26 protein-coding genes are annotated in these 20,885 nt (G+C 34.3%); 11 read left to right on the plus strand and 15 right to left on the minus strand.

Annotated features, from left to right (window positions below):
- Window positions 1-22: 22 nt before the first annotated feature.
- From ACFOWM_RS09885 to ACFOWM_RS09895, 3 genes are all read right to left on the minus strand, one after another.
- Window positions 23-274 carry a hypothetical protein gene (locus ACFOWM_RS09885; protein ID WP_379709416.1) on the minus strand — a complete coding sequence of 84 codons (252 nt, stop codon included), beginning with the start codon at window positions 272-274 and terminating at the stop codon, window positions 23-25.
- Between the two features lies 1 nt (window position 275).
- Window positions 276-839 (minus strand): sigma-70 family RNA polymerase sigma factor, encoded by a 564-nt coding sequence (locus ACFOWM_RS09890; RefSeq protein WP_379709417.1) that lies wholly within the window; start codon window positions 837-839, stop codon window positions 276-278.
- Between the two features lie 65 nt (window positions 840-904).
- On the minus strand, window positions 905-1,690 hold the full coding sequence (locus tag ACFOWM_RS09895; RefSeq protein ID WP_379709418.1) for a DUF1223 domain-containing protein: 786 nt from the start codon (window positions 1,688-1,690) through the stop codon (window positions 905-907).
- Between the two features lie 371 nt (window positions 1,691-2,061).
- Here ACFOWM_RS09895 and ACFOWM_RS09900 point away from each other — a divergent pair, with 371 nt between their 5' ends.
- From ACFOWM_RS09900 to mtgA, 4 genes are read left to right on the plus strand one after another with little or no spacing between them, the layout of a single operon-like run.
- Window positions 2,062-3,600: a GH3 family domain-containing protein gene (locus tag ACFOWM_RS09900; RefSeq protein WP_379709419.1), complete on the plus strand. Its 1,539-nt coding sequence runs from the start codon at window positions 2,062-2,064 to the stop codon at window positions 3,598-3,600.
- A gap of 24 nt (window positions 3,601-3,624) precedes the next feature.
- Entirely contained in the window at window positions 3,625-4,260 is a 636-nt protein-coding gene (locus ACFOWM_RS09905; RefSeq protein WP_379709421.1) for a LysE family translocator, read from the plus strand.
- Between the two features lie 2 nt (window positions 4,261-4,262).
- The gene (locus ACFOWM_RS09910) at window positions 4,263-4,814 is read left to right on the plus strand and encodes a hypothetical protein (protein ID WP_379709424.1); all 552 of its coding nucleotides are present in this window, start codon (window positions 4,263-4,265) and stop codon (window positions 4,812-4,814) included.
- Window positions 4,815-5,510, plus strand: coding sequence for a monofunctional biosynthetic peptidoglycan transglycosylase (mtgA, locus tag ACFOWM_RS09915; RefSeq protein WP_379709427.1), 696 nt, complete (start codon window positions 4,815-4,817; stop codon window positions 5,508-5,510). It begins immediately after the preceding gene.
- On the opposite strand, the gene ACFOWM_RS09920 is transcribed toward mtgA, so the two are convergent.
- A complete protein-coding gene (locus tag ACFOWM_RS09920) occupies window positions 5,503-6,300 on the minus strand; it encodes a class I SAM-dependent methyltransferase (protein WP_379709429.1) in 798 nt (265 codons plus the stop codon). The genes mtgA and ACFOWM_RS09920 overlap by 8 nt on opposite strands.
- 14 nt (window positions 6,301-6,314) lie before the next feature.
- Window positions 6,315-7,535 (minus strand): TCR/Tet family MFS transporter, encoded by a 1,221-nt coding sequence (locus tag ACFOWM_RS09925; RefSeq protein ID WP_379709431.1) that lies wholly within the window; start codon window positions 7,533-7,535, stop codon window positions 6,315-6,317.
- A 131-nt stretch (window positions 7,536-7,666) separates the two neighbouring features.
- On the opposite strand from ACFOWM_RS09925, the gene ACFOWM_RS09930 reads away from it, so the two are divergent.
- Window positions 7,667-8,107: a peptidylprolyl isomerase gene (locus ACFOWM_RS09930; RefSeq protein ID WP_379709434.1), complete on the plus strand. Its 441-nt coding sequence runs from the start codon at window positions 7,667-7,669 to the stop codon at window positions 8,105-8,107.
- A gap of 48 nt (window positions 8,108-8,155) precedes the next feature.
- On the opposite strand, the gene ACFOWM_RS09935 is transcribed toward ACFOWM_RS09930, so the two are convergent.
- On the minus strand, window positions 8,156-8,575 hold the full coding sequence (locus tag ACFOWM_RS09935; RefSeq protein WP_379709437.1) for a Fur family transcriptional regulator: 420 nt from the start codon (window positions 8,573-8,575) through the stop codon (window positions 8,156-8,158).
- Between the two features lie 6 nt (window positions 8,576-8,581).
- Window positions 8,582-9,313, minus strand: coding sequence for an SCO family protein (locus tag ACFOWM_RS09940; RefSeq protein WP_379709440.1), 732 nt, complete (start codon window positions 9,311-9,313; stop codon window positions 8,582-8,584).
- Between the two features lie 145 nt (window positions 9,314-9,458).
- Between ACFOWM_RS09940 and ACFOWM_RS09945 the strand changes: the two genes are divergently transcribed.
- Both ACFOWM_RS09945 and ACFOWM_RS09950 read left to right on the plus strand, forming a co-directional pair.
- Window positions 9,459-9,848, plus strand: a complete 390-nt coding sequence (locus tag ACFOWM_RS09945; protein WP_379709442.1) for a MerC domain-containing protein — start codon at window positions 9,459-9,461, stop codon at window positions 9,846-9,848.
- 66 nt (window positions 9,849-9,914) lie between these two features.
- Window positions 9,915-10,343, plus strand: coding sequence for a YybH family protein (locus ACFOWM_RS09950; protein ID WP_379709444.1), 429 nt, complete (start codon window positions 9,915-9,917; stop codon window positions 10,341-10,343).
- Here ACFOWM_RS09950 and ACFOWM_RS09955 read toward each other — a convergent pair.
- The 4 genes from ACFOWM_RS09955 to ACFOWM_RS09970 all read right to left on the minus strand — a co-directional run bounded on the left by ACFOWM_RS09955 (window position 10,340) and on the right by ACFOWM_RS09970 (window position 13,657).
- Window positions 10,340-10,561: a hypothetical protein gene (locus tag ACFOWM_RS09955; protein WP_379709446.1), complete on the minus strand. Its 222-nt coding sequence runs from the start codon at window positions 10,559-10,561 to the stop codon at window positions 10,340-10,342. The genes ACFOWM_RS09950 and ACFOWM_RS09955 overlap by 4 nt on opposite strands.
- Window positions 10,562-10,576: 15 nt before the next feature.
- On the minus strand, window positions 10,577-11,341 hold the full coding sequence (locus tag ACFOWM_RS09960) for a glycoside hydrolase family 25 protein (RefSeq protein WP_379709448.1): 765 nt from the start codon (window positions 11,339-11,341) through the stop codon (window positions 10,577-10,579).
- Between the two features lie 40 nt (window positions 11,342-11,381).
- Complete coding sequence (locus ACFOWM_RS09965; protein ID WP_379709450.1) at window positions 11,382-13,241, minus strand: M1 family aminopeptidase; 1,860 nt, start codon at window positions 13,239-13,241, stop codon at window positions 11,382-11,384.
- Between the two features lie 158 nt (window positions 13,242-13,399).
- Window positions 13,400-13,657: a CBU_0592 family membrane protein gene (locus ACFOWM_RS09970; protein WP_379709452.1), complete on the minus strand. Its 258-nt coding sequence runs from the start codon at window positions 13,655-13,657 to the stop codon at window positions 13,400-13,402.
- A gap of 272 nt (window positions 13,658-13,929) precedes the next feature.
- On the opposite strand from ACFOWM_RS09970, the gene rpoN reads away from it, so the two are divergent.
- The 3 genes from rpoN to ACFOWM_RS09985 all read left to right on the plus strand — a co-directional run bounded on the left by rpoN (window position 13,930) and on the right by ACFOWM_RS09985 (window position 16,870).
- A complete protein-coding gene (gene rpoN, locus ACFOWM_RS09975) occupies window positions 13,930-15,417 on the plus strand; it encodes an RNA polymerase factor sigma-54 (RefSeq protein WP_379709454.1) in 1,488 nt (495 codons plus the stop codon).
- Window positions 15,418-16,083, plus strand: coding sequence for a hypothetical protein (locus ACFOWM_RS09980; protein ID WP_379709456.1), 666 nt, complete (start codon window positions 15,418-15,420; stop codon window positions 16,081-16,083). It abuts the gene before it with no gap.
- 67 nt (window positions 16,084-16,150) lie between these two features.
- Window positions 16,151-16,870, plus strand: a complete 720-nt coding sequence (locus ACFOWM_RS09985; protein WP_379709458.1) for a DUF4197 domain-containing protein — start codon at window positions 16,151-16,153, stop codon at window positions 16,868-16,870.
- A 66-nt stretch (window positions 16,871-16,936) separates the two neighbouring features.
- On the opposite strand, the gene ACFOWM_RS09990 is transcribed toward ACFOWM_RS09985, so the two are convergent.
- Window positions 16,937-17,824 (minus strand): flavin reductase family protein, encoded by an 888-nt coding sequence (locus tag ACFOWM_RS09990; RefSeq protein ID WP_379709460.1) that lies wholly within the window; start codon window positions 17,822-17,824, stop codon window positions 16,937-16,939.
- 10 nt (window positions 17,825-17,834) lie between these two features.
- Window positions 17,835-18,842, minus strand: coding sequence for a fumarylacetoacetate hydrolase family protein (locus ACFOWM_RS09995; RefSeq protein WP_379709462.1), 1,008 nt, complete (start codon window positions 18,840-18,842; stop codon window positions 17,835-17,837).
- A gap of 259 nt (window positions 18,843-19,101) precedes the next feature.
- Here ACFOWM_RS09995 and ACFOWM_RS10000 point away from each other — a divergent pair, with 259 nt between their 5' ends.
- Window positions 19,102-19,764 carry a sterol desaturase family protein gene (locus tag ACFOWM_RS10000; RefSeq protein ID WP_379709465.1) on the plus strand — a complete coding sequence of 221 codons (663 nt, stop codon included), beginning with the start codon at window positions 19,102-19,104 and terminating at the stop codon, window positions 19,762-19,764.
- 4 nt (window positions 19,765-19,768) lie between these two features.
- Here ACFOWM_RS10000 and ACFOWM_RS10005 read toward each other — a convergent pair whose 3' ends face one another.
- Both ACFOWM_RS10005 and ACFOWM_RS10010 read right to left on the minus strand, forming a co-directional pair.
- Window positions 19,769-20,077 carry a hypothetical protein gene (locus tag ACFOWM_RS10005; RefSeq protein WP_379709467.1) on the minus strand — a complete coding sequence of 103 codons (309 nt, stop codon included), beginning with the start codon at window positions 20,075-20,077 and terminating at the stop codon, window positions 19,769-19,771.
- Between the two features lie 9 nt (window positions 20,078-20,086).
- Entirely contained in the window at window positions 20,087-20,863 is a 777-nt protein-coding gene (locus tag ACFOWM_RS10010; protein WP_379709470.1) for a TIGR02757 family protein, read from the minus strand.
- Window positions 20,864-20,885 lie beyond the last annotated feature (22 nt).

Here is a 20,885-nt window from a genome sequence, read left to right on the forward strand (position 1 = left end):
AAGGTAGCAACGCATTTCCTTTTTAAAGGGTTTCCAAAATTGATTTAATCGCTTCTTTTTTTTGTGGATTTAAAGTAGCGTCATGGTGTTGGTGTAAATGGCATGCATTGTTTTGTATTAGTTTTGTTTGAGCAACAAAAAGTCGGCATGTTTTACATATTGCTAAATGTAGGTACAGTTTTAATTGCTCCATAAAAGTGGTGCTGCCTTCATCTTTTTTACAAGTGTAATAGGTAGCTTGTTTACAACTAATATTTAAAAGTTTTTTAATCATTTTATTGAATATTAATCCAGTTTTTTTCTAAACAACTGCGTAAGTGTAATTTGCATCGGTGCACCAATACCCAGTAGTTTGATGCAGTTATATTGAGTATTTCACAAATTTTATCAGCATCCATATCATCCATAAATTTCATTACAAATACATGTTGTTGTATGCTTTTTAGTTTGTTTTTACATTTTTCTAAAACCGTATAAAATTCCTTTGCCTCAATGCGTTTATCATAATTTATATTCCATTCTTTTGGAGCGCCTGCTTGTTGGTTCCAATGGGTGCCTTCAAAATAATAATCTTCTTCTGCACTGCTTGCAATAGCTGCGTTGTGGGTTTGCTTTCGAAAGTGATCAATTATTTTATTTTTACAAATAGCATATAACCAATTTTTTTCTGATGCTAGGCCATTATAACTTTCTTTAGCACGCCAAGCACTCAAAAATGTTTCTTGCACAATATCTTCAGCAAAGCCTACATCTTTCACTCGTACAATAGTATACCTAAACAATTCATCTGCATAATTGTCAACCCAATTTTCTGGAATAAAAACCCTGTTTTGTTGCATATATGTGTACTTAGTATGCTATCAAGTTACTTTAATTATCAATTATTTTAATACCGCTATATAAATTATTGAATTGTGGTTGCTGTTGCGCCAATTATAGTACGGTTATTTTTCTGTTGAATATAGGCCACAATTGAAGCGTTATTTTTTGCAGGTGTTGGTGTCGTTGCAAAAATTTCAGTTCCTTTTGTTGCGGCTGTTTTGGTAATGAATTGCCTTACTACATGATCATTCTCCAACGTTCTTCCGCCATTTTCACCTCTTTTTACAACAGTGGTTTCGCTATTAGATACTAAAGCAAAATTTACATCACAGTCTCTAAAGTTGCCTTCTAATTCATAATCAATTTGTATGGCATTTTCGGCGTTATAACGAACAAACAAATACTTAAATCTAGCGGCAGTTTTGGTGTTAAGGGCACTATTTAATACGTTATAAAGTGTAGTATTATCAGACCCCACAAATTCTTTATTGCCATTTACTACTAATTGAGGTGTGTAGGAGCCATTAATACCAAAAGCATCAACATAATCACTTTGCCTTTTCGAAAAAGCTTTGTTGCTAAATGGATCTGCCCAGCCCAGTCTATTCCAATAATCAACATGAAACGACAGGGCAAATATTTTTTTACCTTTAGTATTTATAATGGTTTCTTTTAGCAATTTATCAGCTGAAGGGCAGCTTGAACAGCCTTGTGAAGTAAACAACTCTAACACCGCAACAGGTTCATATACACCAATGAAAGGTTTACTGTTTAAATGTAAATTGGCATTGTTACTATTTTTTGCAAAGCATAATATAGCTATAAAACCTACCGTTACTAATAAAGCTATTGTTTTAATTAAACGCATATTTATTTGATTTATCTACCCTGAAATTGATGTGATATTATAGTTACGTTTATTTATATACAGCCTTACACATAATAGCATACAAAAAAATAGGCCATCTTAAAAGATGACCTACAATGAGGGGTGATGTAGTTTGTGGTTTTTCAAGAGATTAAGATCTTGATATTTTTTGTTTTATTGGATATATCAAATCTACTACTACGTATTATGTATGGTTGTAGTAATTGATTTTATATTGATGTAGTATTTCTACGATAGATAAGGCTTTTTCTTTATATAACTAACATCTTACACTAAAAGTCATACATATTAACGGCTTTTATACATCAAACCCATTACTTATATTTGTTGCCCACAACAATTTGTTCATAATGGCCATTTTTGATATTAAACTTCCTGCATCTATTGCAAAAGCATTAAAGCTGCCGGTGAGTGATGTTAGAAAACAGCAACTTAAAGTTTTAAAGAAGTTGCTAAAAACAGCTCGTTTTACCCAATTTGGACAATTATATAAGTTCGATGAAATTTTGCTAAGCCGTCATCCCGGAAAAAAATTTCAACAAAACGTACCCACTTTTAATTACACAAAAATTTACAATGAGTGGTGGCATAAAACTTTAGAAGGTATACCAGATGTTTGTTGGCCTGGCGTTATAAAATACTTTGCATTAAGTAGTGGAACTAGTGAAGCAGCTAGTAAATATATACCTATCACCAAAGAGCTTATAAGAAGTAATACCATTACCAGTTTTAAGCAGTTACTTAGCTTGGCTAAGTACGAAAATGTGCCTAAAAGCGCCATTGGTAAGGGTTGGCTCATTATTGGAGGCAGTACACAATTGCAAAAAGGGGCTACTTATTATGCAGGTGATTTAAGTGGTATTCAACAAAAAAATATTCCTTTTTGGTTTAGAAGTATGGGTTTGTATAAGCCCGGTAAAAAAATTGCCCGTGAAAAAGATTGGTCAAAAAAGTTAGAAGAAGTAGTTGAAAATGCACCCAATTGGGATATTAGTTTTTTAGTGGGTGTACCTGCATGGTTGCAAATATGTTTAGAAAAAATTATTGAACGTTATAACCTTAATAACATTCATGAAATGTGGCCCAACCTTGCATTTTATGTACATGGTGGGGTAGCTATGGAACCCTATAAAAAAGGATTTTCAAAATTATTGGGTAAGCCAATAACCTACATTGAAACTTATTTGGCAAGTGAAGGTTTTTTGGCATACCAAACCAGGCAAGATACTAGGGGGATGCATTTGGCCTTGAATAACAACATCTTTTTTGAATTTGTGCCATTTGATGATAAAAATTTTGATGCCGATGGTAATATGGTTGAAAACCCAGAGGTGTATATGATTCATGAAATTGAGGAAGATAAAGATTACTCCATATTAATTAGCACCAACGCTGGCACATGGCGTTATGCTATTGGCGATACCGTACGTTTAATTGATAGAGAACGAAGTGAAATTATTATTACAGGGCGTACCAAACATTTTTTAAGTTTAGTAGGTGAGCATTTGAGTGTTGATAATATGAATAATGCTATTGAATTGGTGGGTGAAGCGTTAAATGTTGATGTGCCTGAATTTACTGTGGCAGGCGTACCGCATGGTAACTTTTTTGCACACGAATGGTATATTGCTACTGATGATAAAGTTGACCCCGTTGAATTTGCTCAATGTTTAGATGAAAAATTAAAGCTATTGAACGATGATTATGAAGTTGAACGTAAGCATGCGTTAAAAGCAATTACTGTAAATGTTTTATCAGAAAAAAACTTTATGGACTTTATGAAGTCGAAAGGTAAGTTGGGTGGCCAACATAAATTTCCGAGGGTTTTAAAAGGCACCATGTTAGAAGATTGGAAGCAATACCTTCAACAATTAAATAGCCAATCATAATTTTTTAACGCCAAATAATAGCAAATGATAGAAGCCGTTATTGCAGGTTTATTATTAGGGATGGCGTTGGTTTTTTCCGTTGGTCCTGTAATTTTTACCATACTTAAATTGCGTATAAATTATGGAATTACAAGTGCTTTGTTTTTTATATCTGGCGTTTGGTTAAGTGATTTGCTTTGGGTAGTTACGGCTAATTTGTTCAGTAGTTTATTAGATAGTTTAACCGTTTATAAATTACAAATAGGTACAGCTGGAGGAATTTTTTTAGTTGCATTGGGTATATTTTATTTGTTTTTTAAAAAATACCACTCCAAGCAAGCTTTAGATGAAGGTGTAAAAATTGGTAAATCAACCCATGCAAAATTATTTGTTACAGGGTTTTTAATTAATACACTAAACCCTGGCGTTATTGCCCTTTGGCTTGCAGCCGCTACAAAATCAATCAGTAATACGTTTAATGAAAAACTAGTAACATTTTCTATTTGCTTAGCCATGAATGTAGGTGCTGATATATTTAAGATAAACCTTGCTGGTAAGTTGCGTAAAAAATTAACTGATAAAAATATTGTTATAGTTAACAAAATATCTGGCCTTATGTTTTTGGCTTTTGGTATTGCCCTTATTTTTGGTGTGTGGTATAATAAATACAAGCCACAGTAACTATGAAACAATGTAGCCTTTTTATATTAGCATGTTTATGTACAACTTTTTTATTAGCACAATCAACTGATTTTTTGGTGCTAAAAAAAGGGGGCAAAAAAATACAAAGTTTTTTTAAAGGCTCAAACATTCAGTTTACTACTACAACAGGTGCATATAGAGATGCTGTAATTACTGCTATAAAAAATGACAGTATTTTTTTACAAGAGTTTGTTGTACAGAAGTTAATCACCAACTTTGGTACATTTATAAATGACACACTTGGTAGTTTTAGGTATGCATATCATTACCGAGATATTAAGTATTTTAGTAAAGAACATAAAAAATTTAATTTGTTTAATAGTGGCGCCTCATTATTTGGTGGTGGTTTATTGCTCACAGCCGGTAGTAGTGTAGTGTACCTCACCAATAAAGAAAAGTTTAGTAACACTTTGTTTTTTGCTGGCTTGGGAGGTACGGCCGTGGGTTATTTATTTACTAAAATAGCCAGTAAAGGCATTACTATTGGTAAAAATAAATACAAACTACAATACATAAATTTATCTGTAAAGTAAATGGCAGAAACTAAAAAGCGACATTGGTTTAAAACCATCAAAAAAATATTATTGTGGTTATTTGTTGCACAGTTTGTGTACATCATCATACTGCGTTGGGTGAACCCTCCATTTACAGTAACACAGTTGGTTAGTTTAGTAAAAGGCCAAGGTTTAAAAAGAGATTATGTATCGTATAACGAAATGAGTGCTAATGCAAAATTAGCAGTGATGGCTGGTGAAGATCAGCTGTTTCCTGATCACAATGGTTTCGATATTAAATCAATTAAACTGGCTATGAAGTACAATAAAAAGCACCCCAATAAAATTCGTGGTGCAAGTACCATAAGTCAGCAGGTAGCTAAAAATGTTTTTTTATGGCAAGGTGGAGGTTTTTTTCGTAAAGGCCTAGAAGTATATTTTACTTTTATGATTGAAACCTTTTGGAGTAAAGAACGTATACTACAAATGTATTTAAACGTTGCTGAAATGGGTGAAGGTATCTACGGCATACAAGCAGCATCCAAAGCCTATTTTAATAAAGATGCTATTAATTTAACTAGAGGCGAAGCGGCACAAATTGCTGCTGCATTGCCTAACCCTGTTCGTTTTACAGTAAAGCCAGTAAGTAGGTTTGTTGCTTTTAGATCAGCAAATATATTAAGGCAAATGGCCAACTTAGAGCCCGACCCTGATGTGCAGCAACTCATCAAATAGGTTTAACAGCCTCAATTGCATAAACCATCGGAATTTTATTATTAAAGTGTTTTATTTGATATTTTTTGGGTGCAATCGTTATAGTTTCATTAAAACAATTGTAGGGAGAGTAATCATATTCATTAAATTGTTTTAATTGCAAACCTTGTTGCAACAAGCTATTGAGTATTTCACTAATGCTGTGGTTCCACGATATTGTTCGTGTACTAATGGCTGCATTTCTATCAGCATAAGTACCATTAATTACTTCTTCTATAGGAGCATCTTTAAAATAGTTATATGTCACTTCTTTAAAATGATCATCATACATCCATATTACAGGATGAAAATCTGCCATAACAAACCTGCCGCCTGGTTTTAAATAGAATTGAATAATGTTGGCCCATCTATCTAAATCAGGAAGCCATCCAATAGTTCCATAGCTAGTAAAAACAATATCAAATTGTTGCTTTAAATATTGTGGTAAATTATAAATATCACTACATATAAATTGTGTGTTTGTTTGCAATTGTTGTGTTAATAACTGTGCTTGCTCAATGGCCTTCTCTGAAAAATCAACACCCGTAACATTTGCACCTAGTTTGCTCAATGAAATACTATCTTGCCCAAAATGACATTGTAAGTGTAAAATATTTAATTTTTCAACAGAACCTAATATGCTTAACTCAATGTCATTTAAAGATTGTGGGTTATTTAAAAAACCAGGCATATCATAAAAAGCTGATCCAACATGTGAAGCCACTTTATAATTCCATGCCATTTTATTGATATTAATGTAATCTTGTTCCATTACAAACTTTCAATTTAAAGTGTTGCTAATTTCTTTCTCTTATTCAATGTAATATAAGCTACAACCGCACTTGCAAACATTAATACAGCTCCCAACGCAAATGAAATACCTGCATAGTGAAAAGGTGCTTTGGGACCTGTAAAGTAGGAGAATAAACCCGTCATTAACATCGGCCCAAAAATAGAGGTTAAGCTAATTAAGCTGGTTAAAGCACCTTGTAATTCGCCTTGTTCGTTAGCTGGTACATTACCAGAAATAATGGATTGTAACGCAGGTTGACTAATACCTCCCAAACAGTAAGGCACTAAAAATGCAAACATCATCCAAGTTTGTGATGCTATTGAAAATAACAACATACCCAATGCGTATAAAAGTAGCCCAGCATACACACTGTTTTCATTACCCAATTTTGGATTGATTACTCTAATTAAACCACCTTGTACTACCCCAACTAATAAACCCACAGCACCTAAAGAAATACCAATCATTTTTTCATCCCACTTAAATTTTTCAATACCAAAAAAGCCCCAATTACTTTGTACAGCATGTGATGCCAAATAAATCAATAAAAATGAAATAATTAAACCACCCAAGGCTGGGTATTTTTTTAATTGTAATAATGAACCGAGCGGATTGGCTCTTTTAAAATTAAAAGCCCTTCGGTTTTCTTTACTTAACGATTCTGGTAATACAAAATAACCATACAAGCAGTTTAAAAAGCTTAAGCCAGCGGCTACCATAAAGGGTATACGTGGCCCAAGTGAACCAAGTAACCCCCCAATAATGGGCCCTACAATAAAACCTATTCCGAAGGCTGCACCAACCAACCCAAAATTTTGTGTACGATTTTCGTTTGTACTAATATCAGCTATATATGCAGTAGCGGTGGTAAAACTAGCGCCAGTTATACCTGCCAAAGCCCGGCCAACAAATAACCAACCAATGGTGGGTGCAAATGATAAAAACAAATAATCTAACCCAAAACCTAGTAATGAAAATAATAAAATGGGGCGCCTACCAAATTGATCACTCAAGCCACCCAATACCGGTGAAAACAAAAATTGCATCACCGCATACGTTGCAGTAAGCCAACCGCCATACTTTGCAGCATCACTCACATTGCCATGTATTAATTGTTCAATAAGTTTGGGTAATACAGGTATAATGAGCCCTAAACCAGTTACATCAATTACAATTGTTAAAAAGATGAAACCCATGGCAGCTTTCTTGTTCATATAATTGTTGGTGTGTTTATTGGCAAATCTAAGTAGATATTTGTTTTACCTACCTATATGTTTAGGTTAACCCTCAAACTCCTTTTTTAAAACCAAGCAAAGCACTTAATTTTGCACTCAAAACAAATACAATGAGCAATACAACGGGTACAATTGAAACCAATAAAGGAACGTTTACTTTTGAGTTATATGATGATGCGGCACCTATTGCTGCAGCTAACTTTAAAAAATTAGCTGCATCTGGGTATTATGATGGCTTAAGTTTTCACCGTGTTATTCCAAATTTTATGGTACAAACTGGTTGTCCGGATGGTACTGGTGCTGGTGGCCCTGGCTACAGCATACAATGTGAAACAGGTGGCGAAAAGCAATACCACGATAGAGGTGTAATGAGTATGGCACACAGGGGTAAAAATACGGGTGGTTCACAATTTTTTATTTGTCACCACAGGCAAGGTACCCAGCATTTAGATGGTGTGCATACTTGCTTTGGAAAACTAACTGCCGGGTTAGATTTTTTAGATGATATTAAAGCAGGTGATAAAATGGTTAAAGTAACCATCAACGAATAAATAGTACCATCAATATTACTAAAAGGCAATGCTTAGGTGTTGCCTTTTTTATTTACAGTCGCCACAAACACCTGTAACAACCATTGCCGCCTGTGCTTTGCTGAAGTTAATAGGTAGTTTAACTTCGGGCACCGTTACATCATCTAAGCAAATGGTTTTATCGCAAGTGCTACATATAAAATGTACATGATCATCATGATGGTGCCCTTGTTCACAATTGTGTTTGCACAAAGCATATAAAACAGAGTTATCTGTAGTGGGTATTTGATGTATGATGCCTTTTTCAACAAAGGTTTGTAGCGTACGGTAAACTGTTACCCTGTCAAAAGCAGCTGCTGTATTTTTTTCAATATCACTATGTGCTAGTGCTCCGTTTGATGCTAAAAATAGTTCAAGTATTTTTTTTCTACTTTCCGTAACACTGAGGCCCGATTGGCGTAAAATATCTGGTTGTGTTTTTGATGCCATAAATAATTAATTAGGAGCGTTACTAAAGCCCGACATAAATCGGGTATGGTCAACCTTTTCTTTTAAAACCCCTTTAATGTCGTATAAAAGTTTTTGTACTTCATCTTCTTTTAAACCATCATAAATACCTCTAACACGGCGATACCTATCAACCAATGCAAAAAACTGGGTATGTATAAATTGATCGGCAACGTTTTGTGTACTATCAGGCTTTTGGTTATCAATAATATAACCTACTCTTGCCATTTTATACAACGAATCTTTACTACCAGTTACAAAAAACCAATTGGTGTTGGTATTATTTGTAGCTGAAGTTGTATTGCTAATACTATACTCTCCATTGGCATTTTTTACCAACGTACCATTGATCATTTTTTGTTCATATGCTTTTAAGAGTGGTACACTATCAACTTCTGGCATACAGGTATGTGAGAGAATTAAAAAATCTTTTCGATCTTTATAAGCATCGTACACCCTTCGCATATTGGCATTCATTTTAGGGCAAATGCCTTTACAAGTAGTAAAAAAATATTCAGCCACATACACTTTATCATCTGTATTTTTCTGTGAAATTGTATCACCATTTTGGTTTACAAAACTAAAAGCTGGCACTGCTGGGTTAATAACTTTTAAAGGCGAAGCATCAAAATCATAATCCTTCATAATAAAAAAGTAAAAGCCACCAAGTAAAACTATAAAAAAGATGATGTAAAATCGAAGTTTCTTGCTGATCCTCATAATCAAAAATTTAAACGTTACTAAACCGCTTTTGCTTTACAAAATTGCGATTTGCAACGCAAAGGTACATCCGAAATACGCAATACTTCGTTAACACGTTAAAACAATTGCAACATTATTGCAAAAATTGTATATTTGCATTTGCATGAATTTTAAAATTAATTGGGACGGATTAGGTATTGCTACTTCACTGGCATGTGCTATACATTGTGTGGTACTACCTTTATTGCTTACCAGTTTGCCTTTATTCGGTGTAAACATTATTCATAATATTGTTTTTGAATGGATAATGATTGGGATAGCCTTTTCAATAGGCGTATATGCTTTGTTGCATGGTTTTAAAACCCATCATAAAAATTGGATGCCAGTCATTGTATTCACTATTGGGTTTATCATTTTATGTACCAAGCAGTTTTTTTTACCGTATGAAGGCTATTTTTTAGTGCCAGCGGTGTTACTTATTATTGTAGCTCATTACATGAATTATAGGTTATGTACCAAAAGCAAATGCAGTTCACCCCACCATACGCATTAGTACATTACAATAATTACTTGCTATCACACTTTTATTTTACTTACTTTCAATATAAATTATTATACCATGAAGTATTTTCTTTTAGTAGTTTGTTGTAGTATGCTCGTAACAACTACAATGGCACAAAAAAAATCACCCGAAGCTATTATTGCTGCTACAATGGAGCAACAACTAAAAGATTGGAATAGTGGAAACGTAGAGGGATTTATGAAAGCATATTGGAACAATGATTCACTTATGTTTATTGGTAAAAATGGCCCAACTTATGGTTATAATAATACCCTTAATAATTATAAAACAGGTTACCCCAACGCTGCTGCAATGGGTGAATTATCGTTTACTATAATTAAGGTACAACCACTATCTGCACAATATTATTCAGTGGTGGGTAAGTGGCATTTAAAGCGCACTATTGGCGATGTAGGAGGTGCTTTTACCTTACTATTTAAAAAAATAAACGGACAATGGCTTATTATTCAAGACCATAGCAGTTAAAGCCCTACTTTTTTCCATTTCGATTTTATGTAACGAATTAAAAAAATACTACCCGTTATAAAAATGATGTAGTAAATAATGTTGGTGGCCGATGGTTGGTTTTCAAACAAACCATACTTTAAATACAAGCCAAATAAAATGTTGAGCAACAGCCACAATATTAATAACGATACGGTTTGCATAATCGTTACTAAAAACAATTTCGTATTATCTTCCATTCCCATAACACAAACTTACTGAATAAGTAGTTGCGAAAATGCGGTACTATCGCCATTAAATACATTAAAATCAACTTTACTGCGAATGCCGTTTACCAAGCCATTTTCGTTGTGTTGCCAAAACACCCAGTTTCTGTCGATACGTGGTTTATCTTTTACAAAATAGTGGGCTACCCAAAGCGGATAACTATCAAAACGGCCAGCTAAATAGGTTTTATAAAAATCAACATTACTGTAAATAATGGGTTTTACTTTGTATACTTTTTCAATAATGGAGAGCCAATCGGCTACACGTTGTTGTACATCTGTTACAGAAGCGCCATTAGCCTGTTCAACATCGAGCACGGGTGGTAAGTCGCCTTTTTTTAAACTTACATGTTCTAAAAAATGAATGGCTTGTGCTTTGCCACTTTTTGAGCCAGTAAAAAAATGATAAGCACCTCTGGTAATACCTACCTCTTTGGCGTTACGCATGTTATTGTTTAATTGTTCATCAACAAAATCAGTACCTTCTGTCGCTTTCATAAATGCGAAACTGATACCAATGTTGTTTACCTTCATGGCCTTCACATCATCCCACGAAATACGGTTTTGGTGCCTACTTACATCAATACCATGAATGTTATATTGTGTAGGTAAATCAATACCAAATTTGTTATAATGTTTAAAAGGCGGCTCGTAATAGTAATCACTCAAATAAAAAGCAGCTAATGATGCAAGCGCCATAAATAGTACGAATAGAAAAATATTTCTTCCTAATCGACGCACTTTTTTTGCCATAAAATGTGTGGGTAAATGTTATACCTTTCAAAGATATTATTTATCGTAATACTTGTTGGGTATAGGTTTTACCACCAACGGTTACTTTAACAATATATAAACCTTTTGCCCAATGTTGGGTAGGCACATTTACAAATTCGGCACCGTTAACTAAGGCTACATTTTGTTGGTAAACAGTTTGTGCTAATTGGTTGTAAATACCAATGCTTGCTGTATTTGCATTAAAATCGTGTAAATAAATAGTGAAAGGGTTGCTTACAGGGTTAGGGTAAATCGTTACAATGCCTTCACCTGTATTACTTGCTGGCAGTTTTTGGGTACTGTTATTTTTTGTGATAAGCCAGTATTGCGGATCAATTAAAACCGTATCGGCAATAAACCCAATTTGTTCTGTAAAGTTTTGATTATTGAAATCGTTTTGTACAATGATAGTTTTTTGTTGGGTAGCATTTTTAAACTGTAAAGCTATAGGTAGTTTAAAAAAATTGACACTAGGGTGAGATGTTGTTTGTGTAATATTGATGTTAACCCCACTGCTACCTACATTACGCCATTTAAGTGTGTAGCTTGGGTAACCTTCACCTGTATACCATTGATCAAAAAAGTAGGTTAAATTTTTACCACTCTCTGCTTCTAAATTTCTTTTTAAATCAGCCGTGCTGGCATTGCTGTAGCGTAATGCCGGATCTTGCTGGTAACGTTTAATTGCTTTAAAAAATACGGCATCGCCCAAAATAAACTGTAACATATTTAATAAGCAACTGCCTTTGCTATAGCTTAACCTACCATCAAAAATGCGAAATAAATTGGTAGTGTCATTTACTTTAACGGAACCACCTGGTTGTGAAGTAATGGCATCGATTATATTTTTTCTGTTGGCCAATGTTTGGCTAGGATATTGTTTTTCCATGTAAAACGCAGCAAGGTAAGTAGCAAAGCCTTCGTTCAACCAAATATCTTCCCAGCTAGCACAAGTAATTTTATCACCAAACCATTGGTGACCCAGTTCGTGTGCCATTAAATTTTCATCGGGTATTACAATAAAGCTATTGGTTTGATGCTCCATGCCACCGCCCCAACCAAATTGCACATGTCCATATTTTTCGTTTATAAAAGGGTATGGTCCAAATGTTTGGTGAAATAGCTTCATCGCTTCTAAAACCTTGGGTGTATTGGTTTGAAAACTAGCCAAATCTTCAGGGTAACAATAGGTTAACATTGGCAAATTAACACCATCTAACTGTACCGTATTGCTGAAAGTAGCATAATTGGTTATAGCCATACAAATGAGGTATGTTGCAATTGGGTAACGATGTTTCCAATGTGTACGTATTTTGTTGCCAGCTACAGCTATTTCACTTTGTAATAACCCGTTGCTTGCGGCTTTATACTGGTTGGGGTGTGTAATAAATACATCAATAGAATCTGCTTTATCATTAATACCATTTTTGCAAGGCCACCAATCACGTGAGCCATAGGGTTCACTTAAACTCCATAGTATAGGTATACCTGCATGGGTGTATTGTATAAATGAGCCAAAGCCTGTATTAGCTGGTATACCTTGGTAGTAAATACTTATTGAATCAATGGTGTTTGTATTTATTGCTGTACCAAAATTTACTTGTACTGTATTATTAGGCTGCGAAAAGCTAAGTAGTTGTTGCCGTTGTTTAATACTATCGACCCCCATTGGCGCTGTAAGGTCAAGTACGATATTATTGGTGTTGCTTGTAGTTTTAAAGTAAACAGTTACACAACCTTTAATATAACGTACACTTGGGTTAAGTTCCCACTCACAGCGATAATATTTTACATCAAAATTATCTGATGCGTTGGTTCGATTGGTAAAGTTTTGCATTTGTTGTTGTTGCGCCTGCAACTCCATTTTTGCAATACGCATTGCATCCATTTTTTCCTGCGCTTGGCAAAAAAGGCCCAAAGTGCTAAAAAGTAAAGTATATAGTAACTTCATATTGAATACTTGTGTACAGCAATAACGCTATACCTAAAGTTAATATTTTATGAAATGGGTCAATAATTTTTAGTTATAAAACCAACTCAAGTTGTTTTTGCTTTACTATTCTTCGTGAAATATTGGAGCAACCCAATTATAGACACCAGTGTCCAGCAGGCTTCTAAAATAATAAAAGGCCAATAATTGAGTAAAATAGAAGCAGCACATGCAATACTTGCACCCAAAACATTGAGTAATAAGTAAGTAAAATCGTCTTTTTGAAGTATGTTTTTTAAGTTTAAAAAGTAGGCTATTAATAATATGGTAACACCTAAAAAGCCTATCCAGTCAGTTGTGGTCATGTTTTATGCTTAATAATGGAAAGCTAGTAAAATTTTAGTAAACTTTTTTTGTATAACATGCAAGCGTAACTCTTTATTGCATGAAACATCATTTTTAAATTTTAGGCTTTTATAACCCATACCTAAGGTCAATTAAAACGTATGCCATATAATTTACATAGTTTTGCATAGTGCTCATTGGTGGTATTTTTTTACCCAATTCGGCATGGCATTGTTTTGGTAATAGGTTGCCAAACAATGTTAATAACTGATTATTTTTTTGAATTATTATTATGTCATTACACCAAAGCTTACAGCAAAAATTATTACAAAAATTATCGCCACAGCAAATTCAATTAATGAAGTTGTTGCAGGTGCCTACTGCTATATTAGATGAACGTATAAAGGAAGAGTTAGAAGAAAATCCTGCCCTTGAGCAGGCCGATGAAGATAGCCATGATGATGAGTTTGAGAAAGATGAATTTACAGAGGCTAATGAAGATGATGATTACCAAACGGAAGGCTCAGAAGATGAGTATGAAAACATTGACATTAGCGAATATGTGCAAGATGGCGACGATGATATTGGCGATTATAAAACAAGAGATGAAAATTACCCTGAGTTAGATGATAGCAAAGTAATACCTCATAAAGTAGAAACCAGCTTTATGGAGCTCATGTTACAACAATTGGGTTTGCTTAACTTAAACGATCATCAGTTAAAAGTGGCTGAACAAATTGTAGGTAGTTTAGATGATGATGGGTATTTGCGTAGAGAAATTTCCGCAATTATTGATGATTTAGCATTTAGGCAAAACGTTGATACAGATGAAAAAGAAATCGAAGCTTTATTATTACAAATTCAACAATTTGACCCACCAGGTGTAGGTGCTCGTGATTTACAAGAATGTTTATTATTACAACTCAAACGTAAAACAGATCAGGGTAAAATTATTGATACAGCTATTAAAGTATTAGAAAAATATTTTGATGAGTTTACCAAAAAGCATTATGAAAAAATACAACGTGCCCTTAATTTAAGTGATGAACAATTAAGAGAAATTATTAGCCAAATAGTAAAGCTCAACCCTAAGCCAGGCGGCACTGCTGGCGATACGGGTAAAAATACCAATTATGTAATACCCGATTTTTTTATAGCCAACAATGTAGGCAAATTAGAACTTACCCTTAATAGCAAAAATGCACCTGACCTTCGTATTAGTGAGGGTTATAGAGATATGCTAAAGGATTATGAAAAAGGTACAAAAAAAGATAAACGACAAAAAGATGCAGTGTTGTTTATAAAGCAAAAAATTGATAGTGCTAAATGGTTTATTGATGCCATTAAGCAACGTCAAAATACGTTGTTAAATACTATGGAAGCTATTATGAATTACCAGTATAATTTCTTTTTAACTGGTGATGAAACAGCATTGCGACCAATGATTTTGAAAGATATTGCTGAAATGACCAACCTTGATATTTCTACCGTGAGTAGGGTGGCCAACAGTAAATTTGTACAAACTGAATTTGGTACCTACCGCCTAAAATTCTTTTTTAGCGAAAGTTTACAAACAGATAGTGGCGAAGAAGTAAGTACGAGAGAAGTGAAAAAAATATTGACCGACTTAATTAGTGAGGAAACAAAAAAACACCCTTACAGTGATGAAAAGCTAACAGAAATGTTGCAAGAAAAAGGTTACAATATTGCACGAAGAACAGTAGCAAAATATAGAGAGCAACTCAATATACCAGTAGCTCGACTCAGAAAAATTTTATAAATGCAACCATTTATTATTGACGATATTAATGCCAACAAGCCAAAGCAGCATCCTGCTTTACAATGGCCAGCACAGTTTATTTCGTATGTGTTGCACCCCATTTTTGTGCCTATTTATGTAATTACTTTTTTGGTGTTTATTCATCCATCATACTTTAGTGGTATTGATGAGAGGGCTAGGTGGCAAACCGTTTTAATATCAATAGTGAACTTGGTGGCATTTCCATTAATAAGTGTTTTGTTATTAAAAGCAGTTGGTTTTATTGATTCTGTTTTTTTACGTACCAGAAAAGATAGAATTATACCATATATGGCTTGTGGTATTTTCTTTTTTTGGGCCTATACCGTTTTTAAAAAACAAGAATTTTATCCACCCATTATGGCCAGTTTTATATTAGGTGTTTTTTTAGCAGCAAGTGCTGGTTTAATTGCTAATATCTATTTTAAAATAAGCATGCATACCATTGGCATGGGTGGTTGGTTAGGCATATTTATCGTAATTGCATATAGCAATACGATGTTAATGACATGGCCCATTGCACTCGTTTTATTACTTACGGGTTTAGTAACAACTGCAAGATTATTGGTAAGCGACCATACCCAAAAAGACGTTTATGTAGGTTTATTAGTGGGCTTTTTATGCCAAATTGTTGCCGCTAATGTATAAGTTACCTATTTAACATTTTATATGTAGCTTATGGCTACATACTTGCTTTATACCACAAAAATTAAACATGAAATACATATTTACATTACTAATTACCAGCATTACCCTCAGTTCATGTGATACCCTACAGCAAGTAGTAAACACTGCTGGTGCAAATGGTATTGGTACGGGTATTTCTAATACAGAAGCTGCAGCAGGTATTAAAGAAGCATTAGGACAAGGTATTACAAAATCAGTTTTACAATTAAACACTACCGATGGTTTTTTTAAAGATGCCTTATACAAAGTATTATTACCACCTGAAGCTAAAAAAATTGAAAATACGTTACGAAACCTAGGTTTTAATAGTTTGGTTGATAAAGCTATTTTACAAATTAACCGTGGTGCCGAAGATGCCGCAGGTTATGCAAAGCCTATTTTTGTAGATGCTATTAAGAGTATGACCATTGCTGATGCAATTGGCCTTATACGAAATGGTGATACCAGTGCTACCCACTTTTTTAGAGAAAAAACTACTCAAAAATTAATTGCTGCATTTACGCCAGTAATTGAAGCCTCTTTACAAAAAACAGAAGCAACGAAATACTATGGTGATTTAATTATGAAGTACAATAATTTTCCTACAACCATAAAAAAGTTAAACCCTGATTTAACTAATTATGTAACCCTAAAGGCAACCGATGCTTTGTTTAATTTAATAGCTAAAGAAGAAGTAAACATACGTACCAATTTTGCAGCACGAACAACCGATTTATTGAAGAAAGTATTTGGTGGAGCGTATAGATAAGCCTCATTTCTATAATAAAAAAGCTGCTGTACTGTATACAGCAGCTTTTTTTATTTACATATTATCTTATACAACTTCGTTGTGTAATAATATTTGCCATGCAGCAGCTACATCATTATTGTTTAAAAAACGAGCCGCTAATCTATGAATTTCAACCTCCATGTCGTTAGGGTTGAGGCTATAGTATTGTACAATTTGTTTTAGATCATCGTTATCATACGAAGCATCAACAGTAGGTAATATTTCTACATTTGCAAGCTGCCCCAAATGGTTGCCAGTAAGTATTGAACTGTTGCGTATTGCCGAAGGTAAAGCATCAATACCAATACCTAATTTTACATTTGGTTTGGCTACTTTAAATAAATTATTAACACCTACCTTGCTATACCAATCGCCCCCCAAACGGGCCACCAATGCTAATTTTGTTTGGTCTATTTTCAGATTGGCATCTAAAATACTATCATCAATATGCATGCAAAGTACTTCGCAAATAACTAGGTTGCCTGCACCACCTTCTGTACCTAATGGTTTTACTTCAATTACTTTACACTCCAATTTTATTTTACTTTCTTGCACCATTGGTGGTTTTACCATAGTGGCGGCCTGTTCTGTAAAACCAGCTTTTACAAACTCGTTGGTGCCTTTCGGAAATTCGCAACTTGATAATGACATTTGTTGTACCATATCATAATCCACCATATTAATAACCACTTCTGCAACTTCTTGCACATTTTCAAGCGTATGTTTGGTGGTATTATCCCTAACCCTACGAGCAGGTGAAAAAATAACAATAGGTGGGTTCGATGAAAATAAATTGAAGAAACTGAAGGGAGATAAGTTTACATTTCCGGCAGCATCAATAGTTGATGCAAAGCAAATGGGCCTTGGTGCAATGCTATGTTGCAAATAATTTTGCACATCAGCCGGACTTAAATCTTTTAATTGAATCAGCATGATGACGTGGCTATAATTTTTTAAGTGCTAAAATAGAAAAATCACTTTCATCAGCCACTATAGTATTGGTTAATGTACCCAATTCATCAATTTGCATGGTAACTACATCGCCGGGTTGTAGCCACTGCTCTTGGTAATTGGGGTCGTTTAATTTGCCCGTACCATTGAGTTCTAAAAAGCAACCTGTGCCAACGGTACCACTGCCTATTACGTCACCAGCATACATGTTAACGCCATAGCTGCAACGCTCAATTATTTCTGCAAAGGTCCAATCCATATCAGCTAAGTTGCCTTTACTTACTTGTACGCCATTAACAGTACAGGTCATATTAAGGTTCCAACTTTTGCCGGTATGCCCATCTTTACATGGCACTTCAAAGTTTTCTAATTCATCAAGCGTAACCAACATGGGCCCAATTACGGTTGAAAAATCTTTTCCTTTTGCAGGTCCAAGGTTGAGCAGCATTTCTTCCATTTGTAGCCTACGGGCACTCATATCGTTCATAATCATAAGGCCACCTATATAACTATCGGCCTCAGCAGCTTTTATATTTTTACCATGTTTGCAAATAACAATGGCGGCTTCTAATTCAAAATCGAGTTTTTCGAAGTGATCAGGCATGCAAACAATATCGCCAGGGCCTTGAATACTATTATGATTGGTAAAATAAAAGATAGGATATTGATCAAATTCAGCAATCATATCTACCTTTCTATTACGCCTTGCTGCAGCCACATGTTGCCTAAAAGCATAACCATCTCTACAGCTAGTTGGGTTGGGTACTGGGGCAATAATGGTAGCTTCTTCAAAAGGAGTGGTGCGTTTATTTTCAAAACCACCTTCTTTAATATGTTTTTCGGCCATTTGAGCAATCGGAAAAACATCTTCCCAATAATTTAAAAACATGGCCATACTAATGGGCAAATCGGGGTGTAAGCTATCGGTATCATATAACTTACCGTTTACTAATAAGGCTAATTGTTCGTGTTCGTTTTTTAAGTAACTAACTAATTTCATATGTTGCTGATAATTAAGTTGGAAGGAAATGAGGTTATTTTATAATTTATTGTGCAAATTTGGCAATTGATTTTGTGGTTTAAAATGAATTTAGCCTGCTATACTTATATGAATATGAGGTATTTATCTGAATTTGTGTCATAAATATTAATGTTGGAACTATAATTGATAATGTTTTGTGACGAATGGTACGACAAATTTAGGCTTAGTGAGGCCTACCAAAAAAATCAATTTGTATATTTGCTTATTATTTTAAATTATGGAATTTCAAAAAATACACAATAAGGGTCAAGCACAATTATTTCGTAACAGTTATTTGGAATACCTTACCAAAACACACCCTTTAGTAATTTGGGGTATGTATTTACCTGTATTGATTTTATTACCTTATTATAGCATTAATTCAGTAGGTATTGCTGGAATTACTACTTGCTTGGTTTATTTAGGCGGTATGTTTTTTTGGACTTTTACTGAATATATTTTACACCGTTTTGCTTTTCACCACCACCCCTCAACTGAGAAAGGTAAACGTATTAATTATGTATTGCATGGTAACCACCATGAGTACCCAAGAGATAAAGAACGATTGTTTATGCCGGCTGTTCCAAGCCTTATCATTGCATCCATTTTTTTTATAACCTTTTATTTTATTTTAGGAAAATATGCTTTTGCTTTTTTTCCTGGATTTATGTTGGGGTATTTAATATATGGAAGCATGCACTATGCAATACATGCATGGAACCCACCATTTAAATGGATGAAGGGTTTATGGCGTAACCATCACTTACACCATTACAAACATGCTGATATGGGCTTTGGGGTAAGCAGCACATTATGGGATCATGTTTTTGGAACCATGTTTGACCTTAAAAAAGAAAAAGAAGACAAAGAAAAAGTGAAGGAATTAATGTTTACAAAATAGAAACTTACCACCTTTCATTTTCATCAATATCATTAACATCCCGACGGTACTGCTGTCTGGATTGTTGTTTTTGGCGTTGTCTTTCAACATATAGTGCTGCAATTATTTTTCCGGCATCTTCATGAGGGTGTTGGCTGAGGAGCTGCTGTAATTTTGTTTCACTAATATCTGCTCGGTACAAAATAGCTATGAGTTTATTAAATTGGTGTACAATGAGCCAGTTAATTTTCGTGGCCAACAAGTCCATCCAATCATTATCATTAGCAGTTATTTCAAATTGATTGTTTACGATATGAATTAATTCATTGTTCATCAAATTGGTTTAATATTTTTCAAGTACACCTAGTGCAAATAAGGCAAAGTCGTATTTGGCTGGGTCATTATTATCGAGTTGTTGCATGGCCGCTGTAAGTTGAAGCGCCGCTTGCCAGTCAGTAGGTTTTCTATCAATCAGTTTAAAATGCCTAGCCACCCTTGCCACATGTACATCTAAAGGTATTACTAATTGTGCAGGAGTTATTTGTTGCCAAATACCAAAATCAACCCCTTTATTGTCATTGCGTACCATCCAGCGCAGGTACATACACAAGCGTTTACAGCTGGCTTTTTTAAAAGGTGCAGCAATATGTTTTAAGGTGCGTTTGGGTACTATTTCTAACGAAAAAAAATATGTGTAAAAACCATTTAAAGCCGCTTCAATAGTAGGGTTAGTGGGTTGATGCTGTTTTGTAAATGCATACTCTAAACTGTTGTAATTGCTGTAATGCATTTTAAAAAACTCAATAAAGTATAACAGATCGGTGGTATTAAAAGTGCGGTGTTTAAAATGGAGTAATTTTTTTAAATCGCTGGGTTGGTGTTGTGTACAAAATTGATGAGGGGCATTATCCATTAATTGCAACAATACATTACTTTTATTAATGATGGTCGTACGGTTGCCCCATGCAAAAATGGCTGCAAAAAAACCAGCTATTTCAATATCTGCTTTTTGAGAAAATTGGTGTGGAATACAAATAGGGTCAGCCTCAATAAAAAAAGGTTGATTGTATTCATCAACCTTTTTATTAAGAAATTGCTCTAATGCTGTTTCAATGTGCATGTAACGGCTGTAATAAAATCAA

The organism is Ferruginibacter yonginensis (assembly GCF_042651465.1).
Lineage (GTDB): Bacteria > Bacteroidota > Bacteroidia > Chitinophagales > Chitinophagaceae > Ferruginibacter > Ferruginibacter yonginensis.

Coding starts and splice junctions, on each gene's coding strand:
- ACFOWM_RS09885 (WP_379709416.1), bottom strand. CDS start 274: ATGATTAAAAAACTTTTAAATATTAGTTGTAAACAAGCTACCTATTAC.
- ACFOWM_RS09890 (WP_379709417.1), bottom strand. CDS start 839: ATGCAACAAAACAGGGTTTTTATTCCAGAAAATTGGGTTGACAATTAT.
- ACFOWM_RS09895 (WP_379709418.1), bottom strand. CDS start 1,690: ATGCGTTTAATTAAAACAATAGCTTTATTAGTAACGGTAGGTTTTATA.
- ACFOWM_RS09900 (WP_379709419.1), top strand. CDS start 2,062: ATGGCCATTTTTGATATTAAACTTCCTGCATCTATTGCAAAAGCATTA.
- ACFOWM_RS09905 (WP_379709421.1), top strand. CDS start 3,625: ATGATAGAAGCCGTTATTGCAGGTTTATTATTAGGGATGGCGTTGGTT.
- ACFOWM_RS09910 (WP_379709424.1), top strand. CDS start 4,263: ATGAAACAATGTAGCCTTTTTATATTAGCATGTTTATGTACAACTTTT.
- mtgA (WP_379709427.1), top strand. CDS start 4,815: ATGGCAGAAACTAAAAAGCGACATTGGTTTAAAACCATCAAAAAAATA.
- ACFOWM_RS09920 (WP_379709429.1), bottom strand. CDS start 6,300: ATGGAACAAGATTACATTAATATCAATAAAATGGCATGGAATTATAAA.
- ACFOWM_RS09925 (WP_379709431.1), bottom strand. CDS start 7,535: ATGAACAAGAAAGCTGCCATGGGTTTCATCTTTTTAACAATTGTAATT.
- ACFOWM_RS09930 (WP_379709434.1), top strand. CDS start 7,667: ATGAGCAATACAACGGGTACAATTGAAACCAATAAAGGAACGTTTACT.
- ACFOWM_RS09935 (WP_379709437.1), bottom strand. CDS start 8,575: ATGGCATCAAAAACACAACCAGATATTTTACGCCAATCGGGCCTCAGT.
- ACFOWM_RS09940 (WP_379709440.1), bottom strand. CDS start 9,313: ATGAGGATCAGCAAGAAACTTCGATTTTACATCATCTTTTTTATAGTT.
- ACFOWM_RS09945 (WP_379709442.1), top strand. CDS start 9,459: ATGAATTTTAAAATTAATTGGGACGGATTAGGTATTGCTACTTCACTG.
- ACFOWM_RS09950 (WP_379709444.1), top strand. CDS start 9,915: ATGAAGTATTTTCTTTTAGTAGTTTGTTGTAGTATGCTCGTAACAACT.
- ACFOWM_RS09955 (WP_379709446.1), bottom strand. CDS start 10,561: ATGGAAGATAATACGAAATTGTTTTTAGTAACGATTATGCAAACCGTA.
- ACFOWM_RS09960 (WP_379709448.1), bottom strand. CDS start 11,341: ATGGCAAAAAAAGTGCGTCGATTAGGAAGAAATATTTTTCTATTCGTA.
- ACFOWM_RS09965 (WP_379709450.1), bottom strand. CDS start 13,241: ATGCGTATTGCAAAAATGGAGTTGCAGGCGCAACAACAACAAATGCAA.
- ACFOWM_RS09970 (WP_379709452.1), bottom strand. CDS start 13,657: ATGACCACAACTGACTGGATAGGCTTTTTAGGTGTTACCATATTATTA.
- rpoN (WP_379709454.1), top strand. CDS start 13,930: ATGTCATTACACCAAAGCTTACAGCAAAAATTATTACAAAAATTATCG.
- ACFOWM_RS09980 (WP_379709456.1), top strand. CDS start 15,418: ATGCAACCATTTATTATTGACGATATTAATGCCAACAAGCCAAAGCAG.
- ACFOWM_RS09985 (WP_379709458.1), top strand. CDS start 16,151: ATGAAATACATATTTACATTACTAATTACCAGCATTACCCTCAGTTCA.
- ACFOWM_RS09990 (WP_379709460.1), bottom strand. CDS start 17,824: ATGCTGATTCAATTAAAAGATTTAAGTCCGGCTGATGTGCAAAATTAT.
- ACFOWM_RS09995 (WP_379709462.1), bottom strand. CDS start 18,842: ATGAAATTAGTTAGTTACTTAAAAAACGAACACGAACAATTAGCCTTA.
- ACFOWM_RS10000 (WP_379709465.1), top strand. CDS start 19,102: ATGGAATTTCAAAAAATACACAATAAGGGTCAAGCACAATTATTTCGT.
- ACFOWM_RS10005 (WP_379709467.1), bottom strand. CDS start 20,077: ATGAACAATGAATTAATTCATATCGTAAACAATCAATTTGAAATAACT.
- ACFOWM_RS10010 (WP_379709470.1), bottom strand. CDS start 20,863: ATGCACATTGAAACAGCATTAGAGCAATTTCTTAATAAAAAGGTTGAT.